Genomic DNA, 12,396 nt, shown 5'->3' on the forward strand with positions numbered 1-12,396 from the left:
CCGTATCTGGTAATTTTGGAGGCAAAACAAGAGTGGCCTTGCCATTATCGTAATTGGCCTTGCCAAATGGTATTAATTTGGACTGTATTGCCTCGTCGACGGCTTAGGGGCCGCGTCGGCAGCGCGAAAAAGGGGGGCGGTTGCAATGTCGGGATTGGTGCTGTCGTCGCCGCTGAACGGCTGGATTGCGCCGCTGGATGAGACGCCGGACGCGGTGTTCGCCGAGCGGATGCTGGGGGATGGGCTGGCGATTGATCCGTTTGGCTCGACCTTGCACGCGCCGTGCGACGCGGTGGTTGTCAGCGTGCATCGCGCCCGCCACGCCGTGACGCTGCGCGCGGCCAACGGCGCCGAGATCCTGATGCATGTGGGGCTGGAGACGGTGGCCCTGAACGGCGAAGGCTTCAGTGTCTTCGTCCAGGACGGCCAGAGCGTGACGGTCGGCGACAGGCTGCTGGGCTTCGACCTCGACCTGCTGGCCCAGAAGGCCCGCAGCCTGATCACCCCGGTGGTGATCACCAATCTGGACGCTTTCCAGATCGTCCGTCGCGACCAGGACCGCGCGCTGAGTGTCGGCGACTTCCTGATGGAGCTGTCGCCGATCGGCGGGGCGGTTGTGCAGAGCGCGACGGCTGCCGGCGAGATATCGCGCGAGGTCGTCGTGCCGCTGGTCCACGGCATCCACGCCCGTCCCGCCGCCCGCATCGCCGAGACGGCCCGCCAGTTCGAGGCCGAGGTCGCCTTGGTCATCGGCAACCGCCGCGCCAGCGCCAAGAGCCCGGTGGGCGTCATGTCCCTGGCCATCCGCCATGGCGACGCCATCCAGGTCGTGGCCTCGGGCCTGGACGCCGAGGCGGCGATCCAGGCGGTGGCCGAACTGATCGAAGGCGGCATGGGCGAGGGCGGTCCGGTGGCCGTCCAGAGCGCCGCGCCCGTCGTGATCGAGGCGCCTGTGGCGCCGGCCGAACTGCCGCGCGACGGCGTGCTGAAGGGCGTGCTGGCCGCGCCGGGCCTGGCGATCGGCAAGGCCGTGCGCCTGTCCGCCGCCGACATCGTCGTGCGCGAAGCCGGCGAAGGCGTCGCCCACGAGGAGGCCGCTCTGGCCGCCGCCCTCGACACCGTCCGATCGAAGATCGAAGCCAACGCCGCCAAAGGCGACAAGGCCCGCAAGGCGATTCTCGGCGCCCACCTGGCCTTCCTCGAAGATCCTGAACTCTCCGCCGGCGCCCGCCGCCTGATCGGCGAAGGCAAGAGCGCCGGTTTTGCCTGGCGATCGGCGGTCGGCGGTTATGTCGAAGCCCTGCGCGGCCTGGGCGACCGCCGCCTGGCCGAGCGCGTAGACGACCTCGTCGACCTCGAGCGCCAGGTCCTTCGCGCGCTCACTGGCGAAGAAGACGAAGGCGCGGTCCTGCCGCCCGGTTCGATCCTGCTGGCCGACGAACTGCTGCCCTCGCAGTTGATGGGCGTGGATCCCGCCGCCGTGGCGGGCTTCGCCACCGCGCGCGGCGGTCCGACCTCGCACGTGGCGATCCTGGCTGCGGCCATGGGTATCCCGGCGCTGGTGGCCCTTGGCGGCGCGCTGCTGAAGGTCAAGGACGGCGCCGCGCTGATCCTGGACGCCGACGGCGGGACCTTGCGGGTCGCGCCCGATGCGCCCGCTCTGGAAGCCGCCCAGACCGCCCTGGCCCAACGCCAGGAACGCCGCGCCGCCGCCCAGGCCGCCGCCCACGAGGCGTGTGTCACCCAGGACGGCGTCCGCATTGAGGTGTTCGCCAACACCGGCTCGGTCAGCGACGCTCTGGCCGCCGTGGCCCATGGCGCGGAAGGCTGCGGTCTTCTCCGCACCGAGTTCCTGTTCCTGGAGCGCGACACCCCGCCGGACGAGGACGAGCAGGCCCGCCAGTACCAGGCCATCGCCGACGCTCTTGAGGGCCGGCCGCTGATCATCCGCACGCTGGACGTCGGCGGCGACAAGGCCGCGCCCTACCTGCCGATCCCGGCCGAGGAGAACCCGGCGCTGGGCCTGCGCGGCGTCCGCGTCAGCCTGTGGCGGCCGCACCTGCTGAAGACCCAGCTGCGCGCCATCCTGCGCGTTCGACCTTTCGGCCAATGCAAGATCATGGTCCCGATGATCGCCAGCCTGGACGAGCTGCGCGCCGTCCGCGCCGTGCTGGAAGAGGCCAAGCGCGAGCTGGGCGTCACCGACAGGGTCGAGCTTGGCGTGATGATCGAGACGCCCGCCGCCGCCGTCACCGCCGACCTGCTCGCCGCCGAGGCCGACTTCCTGTCGATCGGCACCAACGACCTGACCCAATATGTGCTGGCCATGGACCGGGGCAATCCGGAGCTGGCCGCCCGCATCGACGCCCTGCATCCGGCGGTGCTGCGGATGATCGACCAGACCTGCCGTGGGGCGCAGAAGCATCAGCGCTGGGTCGGCGTCTGCGGGGGGCTGGCCTCCGAGGTCGCCGCCACGCCGATCCTGCTGGGCCTGGGCGTCACGGAGCTGTCGACCACGGCCTCGATCGCCCCTGAGGTGAAGGCCCGCGTGCGCGGCCTCTCGCTCGAGGCCTGTCGTGACCTGGCCCGGCAGGCGCTGGGCCAGACGTCTCCCGAGGCGGTCCGGGCCCTCGTGAAGTCTCATCTTTCTATTGGGGCAGGAGCCTGACGCCCATGAAGTCTCCGCTCGAGATCCTCCAGCCCCTGGGCCGGGCCCTGATGCTGCCGATCGCGGTGCTGCCGGTGGCGGGCCTGTTGCTGCGCCTGGGCCAGCCCGACCTGCTGAACATCGGCTTCATGGCCGCCGCCGGCGACGCGATCTTCTCCAACCTCGGCCTGCTGTTCGCCATCGGCGTCGCCGTGGGTCTGGCGCGCGAGAACAACGGCGCGGCCGGCCTGGCCGGTGTCGTCTGCTTCCTGATCGCCACCGAGGGCGCCAAGACCCTGCTGCACGTCCCGGCCGAGGTCACGGCCAACCTCGTCAAGGCCCATGCCGACCTGGCGGGCGCGGCCTACAAGGCCAAGGCCCTGGCCAAGCTGAGCGCCCCGATCGGCATCCTCTCGGGCGTGATCGGCGGGCTGTTCTACAACCGCTTCTCGACCTTCAAGCTGCCGGAATATCTGGCCTTCTTCAGCGGCCGGCGGTTCGTGCCGATGATCGCGGGCCTGGCCGGCCTGGTCATGGCCGTACTGATTGGCCTGGGCTATGACGGCATCAACGGCGCGGTCGACGCCGCCAGCCGCGCCGTGGTCGGCTCGGGCGAGATCGGCCTGCTGGTGTTCGGGTTCCTCAACCGGATCCTGATCGTCACCGGCCTGCACCATGTGCTCAACAATATCGCCTGGTTCGTGGTCGGCGACTATCACGGCGCGACCGGGGATCTGCGCCGCTTCTTCGCCGACGACCCCAGCGCCGGGGCGTTCATGAGCGGCTTCTTCCCGGTGATGATGTTCGGCCTGCCGGCCGCCTGCCTGGCCATGTACCACACCGCCCGGCCCGAGAAGAAAAAGGCCGTCGGCGGCATGCTGTTCTCGCTGGCCCTGACCTCGTTCCTGACGGGCGTGACCGAGCCGATCGAGTTCAGCTTCATGTTCCTGGCCCCCGTGCTCTTTGCCGTGCACGCGGTGCTGACGGGCGTGGCCATGGCGCTGATGAACCTCTTGAACGTGAAGCTGGGCTTCACCTTCTCGGCCGGCCTGTTCGACTACGTCCTGAACTTCGGCAAGGCCACGAACCCGTGGCTGCTGATCCCGGTCGGCCTTGTCTATGGCGCGGTCTATTACGGCCTGTTCCGGTTCTTCATCCAGAAGTTCGACCTCAAGACCCCGGGCCGCGAGGACGAGGACACTGTCGCCGTCGAGACCGTCACCACCGGCGGCGGACGCGGCGCGGACTTCGTGGCGGCCCTGGGCGGCGCGGGCAATCTCACCACCGTCGACGCCTGCACCACCCGTCTGCGCCTGATCGTCGTCGACCAGGACGCGGTCAACGCGCCGGCCCTGAAGGCCCTGGGCGCGCGCGGGATCGTCAAGCCCTCCGCCAACGCGCTGCAGGTCGTGCTCGGCCCCATCGCCGACGGCGTGGCCGGCGAGATCCGCGCGGCCCTGAACCAGGGTATCGGGGGAGCGCCGGCGCAAGCCAAGCCGACGGTCACCGCCAAGCCCGCGCCCTCCGCGCTGCCGACCATCGACGACGACCGCAAGGCCAAGGCGCTGCTGGTCGCCCTCGGCGGCGCGGCCAACCTGAAGTCCGTCGGAACCTGCTCCAGCCGCCTGCGCCTGGTCGTCGCCGACCAGGCCGCCTTGGACGAGCCGGCCCTGAAGACCCTCGGCGCCCGCGGCCTCGTCCGCATCGGCGACCACATCGTCCACCTCGTCCTCGGCCCCGACGCCGAGCGGGTCGGAGAGGCTGTCAAATGTCTGACCTAGCCGGCGCCCGCACGTCTGGCGTGAGCGTCAGGGCCCGTTCTCTCGCCTCGGCTGCGATGGGATCGAGGGCGCCGTCGGAGTGGTCGCAAAAAAGGCATTGAATTGGTATTGCATCTGGCGCAGTCAGGAGGGGAGAATGTCAAGCTAACCGACTAAAAAGAAACGATAAATCGAAGATTTCTCAGACCTCGGTCCACATAGCCCGCAATCAGCGATGCCCAAGGATCGTACGCCTTACAAAGTTCAGAAAAACAAACGACTTACAGTTTTGCGCCGGCTTCACTCGACGCTCTATCGTCTCTTCGTACGCAGTCCGAAGAGGTTCTAAAATGGTCTGCATCATGTTTGCCGACGAGCCGCCGGGTCGCATCACGTCGACCGGTTCGAAAAAGGGGGAATAACACTATGATCAATCGTCAGTTCAACGTTTCACATGCCCGCCGCAAGGCCTTCGTGCTCGCCCTGCTGGCCGGCGCCTGTTTCGCCGACGCCGCCCTGGCTCAGAGCGCACCGGCCCCGGCGGCCGAGTCCGTCGATGAAGTGATCGTCACCGCTTTCCGCAAGAGCCTGGCCACCGCCCTGGAGGTCAAGCGCAAGGACGTGCGCGTCTCGGACGGCATCTCGTCCGAGGACATCGGCAAGTTCCCGTCGGAAAACATCGCCGAAGCCATCCAGCGCATTCCCGGCGTGCAGATCTCCAACATCAACGGCCGTGGCTCGACCCTCAGCATCCGCGGCCTGGGTCCGCAGTACGCCCTGACCACCGTCAACGGTCAGGCTTTCAAGAGCTCGAACTTCACCGACGGCTTCCGCTACGACGTCATCCAGACCGAGCTGGCCTCGGGTATCCAGGTCTATAAGTCGCCGACGGCCGAGATGGACGCGGGCGGCCTGGCCGGCACCGTCAATATCGACACCGTGCACCCCTTCGACGTGAAGGGCCGCCAGATCATCATCGCCGGCAAGGCCCAGAAGCAGGACCTGATCGGCGGCAATCCCACCGGCAAGTTCGGCCTGACCTATGTCGATCACTTCTTCGACGGCAAGCTGGGCTTCTTCCTGGGCGGCGGCTACCAAGAGCTGAAGGACCGCGGCGACTATCTGTGGATGGACCGCTGGACCGTCGCCAACAACGTCTACACCCCGGCGCGCCCGCGCTATCGCCGCATCGACCGCGAGACCAAGCGCTCGATGGTAAATACCGCGATCCAGTTCAAGCCGACCAGCGATCTGCAGATGGACCTGATCGCCACCTACGCCAAGGACAAGACGACCCAGGACCTTCACCAGCAGGTCTTCCTGTTCACGACGCCTTCGGCCTCGAACGTCGTGCCGGTCACGGTGGCCAACGGCACGTCGACCAAGGTGCAGGTGAACAACTTCCGCCTGGAGAACAACCACCAGTTCGAAAACCGCCCGCAGTCGACCGGCGCCCTGACGGCCAACGTCCACTACACGGGCATCGAGAACTGGGATTTCAAGGCCACAGGTCACTATTCGCGCGGTAGCGCCAAGCATAACGAAGAGGCGGCGATCCTCGGGATCAACATCCCGAGCGCCACGCTCGACATCAGCAACCCGAGCAACATCGTCTTCACGACGTCGTCGCCGCTGACCGACACGGCTCAGTACAATACCGCCACCCTGATCCGGAACACCTACCCGAACGGCGCCTATCGCTCGATCGACTCGTATGAGGACGCCGGCCAATTCGACGCCAAGCGCTTCCTCGACTGGGGCGTGCTGGAGTCCATCCAGGCTGGCGCCAAGATCCGCCACGAAGTGCTCAAGCGGAACGTGATCCGTCGGGACGGCCAGAACAGCATCCCGGCGTCCTACTCGCCGACGATGGCCGCGACCGGCATTTCGATCACGAATTTCCTGGACGGCGACAACACCCTGCCAGCCGCCTGGGTGTCGCCTAACCTGCAAGCCTATCGCGACGCGCTCAAGGCCCAAGGCGTCTCGGTGTACAGCGCGTTCGACCCGTCGGGCAGCTTCCGCGTCGAGCGTGACCTGACCTCGTTCTACGCCATGGCCAACCTGAAGGGCGAAGTGCTGTCGAAGACGTTCCGCGGCAATGTGGGCGTCCGCAGCGAAAGCACTGACCAGACGGTGAAGGGCTATGTCGGCGGGGCGGCCAACCCGCTGAACACCGAGGTCAAGCTGATCGCGGGCACCTACACGACCAAGAAGTCGTACGACAACATCCTGCCGTCGGCCAACTTCAGCCTGGACCTCACCGACAACCTGCTGCTGCGCTTCGCCGCCGCCAAGGTGCTGGTGCGTCCGATCATCGACTCCAACAACCAGCTGGCCACCACCAAGACCACCACGACCGACACCACGGGCAAGAAGGTCAACACGATCTCGATCGGCCAAGGCGATCTGGATCCGATGACGGCCAACCAGATCGACCTGACCCTCGAGTGGTACTACGGCCAAGGCAATGGCCTGTCCGCTGGCTACTTCTCGAAGAAGGTCAAGAACGGCGTCTTCACGTCGGTCATCTGCCCGGCTTCGTATGAAGGCGTCTCGCTGTCCAAGGACGCCACTGGCGTCTGCGTCTCTGGCGCGGGCGACACCTATTCGATCACCCAGAGCTTCAATGACGACAAGACGGTCGACATCCACGGCTACGAACTGAACTGGCAACAGTCGTTCGACGCCTGGTTGCCGATCAAGGGCTTCGGTCTGATCACGAACTACACCCACGTGAATCCGGCGACCTCGACGACGGGCTTCCGTCTGGCCAACCTCTCGGAGCACACCGCCAACGGCACGGTCTATTGGGAAAACCAGACCTTCAGCGCCCGTCTGTCGGCCAACTACCGCAGCGCCTATGACCAGACCTCGGTGGAGAGCTTCTTCGCTGGTCCGCTGGGTCACACGGTCAAGGCGCGCACCCAGCTCGACCTGAACCTGGGCTACAACTTCAACGAACACCTGAGCTTCGCCTTCGCGGCGATGAACATCAACAACGCGCAGGAGAAGGCCTATCTGGGCGACTCCAGCCGCTGGCAGATGTCGTCGGCGACGGGGCCGAGCTACTACCTGTCGTTCCAATACAAGATGTAACGCGTTCGGCGCGGCGCTCTCTTCCTCCCCGAGCGCCGCGTCCTTCCCGGCCTTGTCCGTCGGACGGACAAGGCCTTATCCCTGGCGCCCGCCGTACTCTCCTGCGCGGCGGGCGTCCTTTTCCATAGATCCTGCCGCCGATGACCAGCTTCTTGAACCGACGACAGGCCCTGACCCTCGCCGCCGCGGCGAGCATGGCCCCGTCCGCCTTCGCCGCCCCCACGAGCAGGGGCGCCGCAGCCGCGCGGGCGAGCCTAGAGCGATTGTTCGGCAAGCGCCTGACGGGGGCCGCGCTGAGCTTGAAGCCTGGCGGTGATCGGCCCTGGTATTCCGTAAACAGCGGCGCCGGGAAGGTTTCCATTTCCGGCGACAGCCCCGTGGCCCTGGTGCGCGGGGCCTATGCCTATCTGCGTCAGTCGGGCCTAGCCCATGTCAGCTGGGAGGGCGACCGGGTCGCCCAGGGCGGCGCCTTGCCCGCCGTCGCCAGCGGCAAGGTCGAGAGCCCGTTCCGGCATCGCGCCTATCTCAACACCTGCACCTACGGCTACACGACGCCCTGGTGGGGCTGGAAACGCTGGACCCGCGAGATCGACTGGATGGCGGCGCACGGCGTCGACATGCCGTTGGCCATGGAGGGGCAGGAATATGTCTGGCGCGCGCTATGGCGCGAGTTCGGTCTGAGCGAGGCCGAGCTGTCCGACTATTTCTCGGGGCCGGCCTTCACCCCCTGGCACCGCATGGGCAACATCGAGGGCTACCGCGCCCCGTTGCCCGCCGCCTGGATCGACAAGAAAAAGGACCTACAGGTCAAGATTCTCGGCAGCATGCGGTCGCTGGGCATGACCCCGATCCTGCCGGCTTTCGGCGGCTATGTTCCCAAGGCCTTCGCCCAGAAGAACCCGAAGGCTCGCATCTATCGCATGCGGCCGTGGGAAGGCTTCCACGAGACCTACTGGCTGGACCCGGCCGATCCGCTGTTCGCCAAGATCGCCGCCCGGTTCCTGGCGCTGTACACGGAGACCTACGGGGCCGGGACCTACTACCTGGCCGACTCGTTCAACGAGATGCTGCCGCCGATCAACGCCGACGGCGCGGACGCCCGCGACGCGGCCTATGGCGACGGGACCGCCAATACGGCGGCGACCAAGACCAAGGTCGAGGTGGATCCGGCGCTGAAGGCCCAACGCCTGGCTGCCTATGGCAAGGCGATCTACGACTCCATCCGCCAGGCCCGGCCCGACGCGGTCTGGGTGATGCAGGGCTGGTTGTTCGGCGCCGACAGCCACTTCTGGAATCCTACGGCGATTTCGGCCTATCTGAGCCAGGTTCCCGACGACAAGCTGATGATCCTGGATATCGGCAACGACCGCTATCCGGCCGTCTGGAAGAACGCCAAGGCCTTCGGCGGCAAGCCGTGGATCTACGGCTACGTCCATAACTACGGCGGCAGCAATCCGGTCTATGGCGACCTGGATTACTACCGCCAGGACATCGCGGGGATCGCGACTAGTCCGGAGACGGGCAAGCTGTCCGGCTTCGGCATGTTCCCCGAAGGGCTGCACAACAACTCGATCGTCTATGAGGCTGTCTACGATCTGGCCTGGGGCGCGGGGCAGGAGAGTGGTGCGGCTTGGCTGTCGACCTATGCCCGCTCGCGCTACGGCAAGACATCGCCCGAGCTGGATGCGGCCATGACCCTTTTGGTTCAGGGCGCCTATTCGACCCGCTACTGGTCGCCGCGCTGGTGGAACAGCAAGGCCGGGGCCTATCTGTTCTTCAAGCGCCCGACGGCGACGATTGGCGCGTTCCCGCCGCATCCGGGCGACCGCGCCAAGCTGGAGGCGGCCGTCAAGGCGCTTGCGGCGCTGGCGCCCGCCTATGCGAACGAGCCGCTGTTCGTGCTCGACCTGACTGACGCGACCCGTCACCTGGCGACGATGAAGATCGACGACCTGCTGCAGGCCGCTGTCGCCGCCTATCGGCGTGGTGATGTCGCTGCGGGCGACCAGGCGCGCGCCGAGATCGAGGCGCTGGCGCTGTCGATCGACAAGCTTCTGGGCGTCCAGCCCGAGACCCTGGCCACGTGGATCGAGGACGCCCGCGCCTATGGCGACACGCCGGCCGACGCGTCGGCCTACGTCGCCAACGCCAAGGCGCAGGTCACGGTCTGGGGCGGGCAGGGCAACCTCAACGACTATGCCTCCAAGGCCTGGCAGGGGCTCTATCGCGGCTTCTACCTGCCGCGCTGGTCGCTGTTCTTCGATACGCTGAAGGCGGCGGGGACGGGGGACTTCGACGAGGCCGCCGCCGTGCGCGCCAGCATCGCCTGGGAGCGCGACTGGGTCGAGGCCGAGGTGGCCTATCGCCGCGAAAAGCCCGCCGACCCGATCGGCGAGATAAAGACCCTGATCGCACGCATCGGTCAGGGCGGGGAGAAGACCGTATGAGCAAGCCCGCCGCCCGTTTCCTGTCCCTAGACGTCTTCCGAGGGCTGACCGTCTTCTTGATGATCGTCGTCAATACGGCGGGGCCGGGCGCGAAGGCCTACACCCAGCTGGTCCACGCGCCGTGGTTCGGGTTCACAGCGGCCGATGCGGTGTTTCCGTCGTTCCTGTTCGCGGTCGGCTGTTCGATGGCCTTCGCCTTCTCGCGGCCGATCCCGCTCAACGACTTCCTGGTCAAGGTGCTGAAGCGAACGGCGCTGATCTTTCTGCTGGGCTTCCTAATGTACTGGTTCCCGTTCGTCCATAAGGTCGATGGGCACTGGGTTCCGAGCCCCTTTTCCGAGACCCGGGTGACCGGCGTCCTTCAGCGCATCGCCCTCTGCTACATGCTGGCCGCCTTCGCCGTGCGCTGGCTGTCGCCGCGTCTGATCGTCGTGCTGTCGGCCGTATTGCTGCTGGGCTACTGGGCGATCCTTCTCGTCTTTGGAGATCCTGCGGCGCCGTTGTCCAAGCTGGGCAACGCCGGCACGCATCTGGATCTCTTCCTGATCGGCCAGAACCATCTCTACCGTAAGGACGCCGGCTTCGATCCCGAAGGCCTGCTCGGCGCGCTGCCGGCCACGGTCAACGTCTTGGCCGGCTATCTGGCCGCGCGCCTGCTGAGGGCGGCGTCCGAGGCGCGGCAAGCCGTCAGGCGCATGGTCCTGATTGGCGCGACGCTGGTCCTGGCCGGCCTGGCCTGGGGCCTGGCCTTCCCGATCGCCAAGAAGCTCTGGACCGGCAGCTTCGTCCTGCTGACGGTGGGGATCGACTTCCTGCTGCTGGCGGGGCTGACCCTGGCTCTGGAAGGGAAGGGGACAAACGCCTTCACCCGCTTCTTCGAGGTGTTCGGCCTCAACCCTCTGGTGATCTACCTGTTCTCGGAGCTGTTCGTCGTCGTGCTGGGCATGATCGAGGTCGCGCCCGGCGTGGGGATTTACAACTGGATCGGCGTCCATGTTTTTCAGGCCATGGCGCCCGGCGCGCTGGGCTCGTTGCTCTGCGCGCTGGCCTACACGCTGCTCTGCTGGCTGCTGGGTTACGTCATGTATCGGCGTGGCGTGGTCGTGAAGCTGTAGGGGCCTGCATGTCTCATTTCGCGCGTCTCTGCGCCGTCTTGCTGATGCTGGCGCCGTCGGTGTCGGCTGCCGCCGGCGCGTCGGAAGATCACCTCGAGAAGGTGGTGATCCTTAGCCGCCATGGCGTCCGCGCGGCCATGTCCTCGCCAGAGCGGCTCGAGGAGGCTTCGGCCCGTCCGTGGCCGCGCTTCGAGGTTCCGGCCGGTCACCTGACCGCGCGCGGCGGCCAGCTGATCGAGCAGATGGGCGCCTACTATCGCCAGCTCTACGTGGCGCAGGGCCTGCTGAAGTCCGGTGACTGCGGACAGACCTATTTCTGGGCCAACCAGACCCAACGGACCATCGCCACGGCGCGGGCCTATGCGCGGACGATCGCGCCAGGCTGCGCGGTCGACGTCCATGCTGTCGGCGAGGGCACGGACGACCCGATGTTCGAACCGGTGAAGGCAGGCGTCGTCAAGGCGGACGCCGCCTTGGCGCGCGCTGCGGTGGCCGGAAGAGCCGGCGGCGACCTCACGGCGTGGAGCGGGAGCCACCGCCAGGAGGTCGAGACGCTCGACGCCTTTCTCATGCAGTGCGCCAAGGGGCCTTGCCCCCCCGTGGCTGGCAAGCGTCGGGCTACGGCCTCTCGACCCGGTTTCGCCGAAAATGGGGAGATGGCCGAGCTGACGGGTCCTGAAGCCTTCGCTTCGGGCGTCACCGAGAGCCTGCTGATGGCCTGGGCCGACGGGCGGGACTTCACCGCCCTGGGCTGGAAGGGCGTCGACGAAGACATGCTGACGCGCGTCTTCTTCCTTCATCAGGCCGAGTTCGATCTGCGCCTGCGCACACCCTACGTGGCCAAGATCCTGGCAGGGCATCTGGCTGGCCGACTGCTGGCCACGCTGGAGGACGGCGATGGCGCCTCCGCCACAGCGATCGGACCTCAGGACGCCAAGCTGGTGGTGATCGCTGGACACGACGGCACCCTGGCGAGCTTGGGGGGCTTGCTGCGCGCCGAGTGGACGCTGCCCGGCTATCAACCCAACCAGATCCAGCCGGGCGGAGCGCTCGTCTTCGAACGCTGGCGTCGGGCCGACGGCGTGCGGGTGATCCGGGCGCGCTTCACGGGGCAAAGCCTGGAGCAACTGCGCGCCGCGACTCCTCTGTCGCTGACGACGCCACCGCTGGCCGCGCCGGTCTTCATCCCCGGCTGCAGCACCGCGACACCGGCGTTCGACTGTCCGTTGAAGGACTTTCAGGCCGTCGTGGGGCGCGCGATCGGTCCCTGAGGCCGGGTGCGGATAGACCACCAATGACAAGATCCAGGGACGGAAGCAGGAAGACGA

Annotated in this window: 5 protein-coding genes and 1 pseudogene; all 6 read left to right on the top strand. The window is 67.0% G+C overall.

Annotation, left to right across the window (positions count from 1 at the left end; translation table 11 throughout):
- Positions 1–66: 66 nt before the first annotated feature.
- Positions 67–2,668, top strand: a pseudogene (gene ptsP / locus CSW62_RS09595) (phosphoenolpyruvate--protein phosphotransferase).
- A gap of 5 nt (positions 2,669–2,673) precedes the next feature.
- Positions 2,674–4,428 (top strand): N-acetylglucosamine-specific PTS transporter subunit IIBC, encoded by a 1,755-nt coding sequence (gene nagE, locus CSW62_RS09600; protein ID WP_099577218.1) that lies wholly within the window; start codon positions 2,674–2,676, stop codon positions 4,426–4,428.
- Between the two features lie 405 nt (positions 4,429–4,833).
- Positions 4,834–7,506: a TonB-dependent receptor gene (locus tag CSW62_RS09605; protein ID WP_233206646.1), complete on the top strand. Its 2,673-nt coding sequence runs from the start codon at positions 4,834–4,836 to the stop codon at positions 7,504–7,506.
- A gap of 140 nt (positions 7,507–7,646) precedes the next feature.
- A complete protein-coding gene (locus CSW62_RS09610; RefSeq protein WP_099577222.1) occupies positions 7,647–9,953 on the top strand; it encodes an alpha-N-acetylglucosaminidase in 2,307 nt (768 codons plus the stop codon).
- Entirely contained in the window at positions 9,950–11,068 is a 1,119-nt protein-coding gene (locus CSW62_RS09615) for an acyltransferase family protein (protein WP_099577224.1), read from the top strand. The genes CSW62_RS09610 and CSW62_RS09615 overlap by 4 nt, the downstream gene beginning before the upstream one ends.
- An 8-nt stretch (positions 11,069–11,076) precedes the next feature.
- A complete protein-coding gene (locus CSW62_RS09620; RefSeq protein WP_099577226.1) occupies positions 11,077–12,339 on the top strand; it encodes a histidine-type phosphatase in 1,263 nt (420 codons plus the stop codon).
- Positions 12,340–12,396 lie beyond the last annotated feature (57 nt).

The sequence above is a fragment of the Caulobacter sp. FWC2 genome (assembly GCF_002742625.1).
Taxonomy (GTDB): Bacteria; Pseudomonadota; Alphaproteobacteria; order Caulobacterales; family Caulobacteraceae; genus Caulobacter.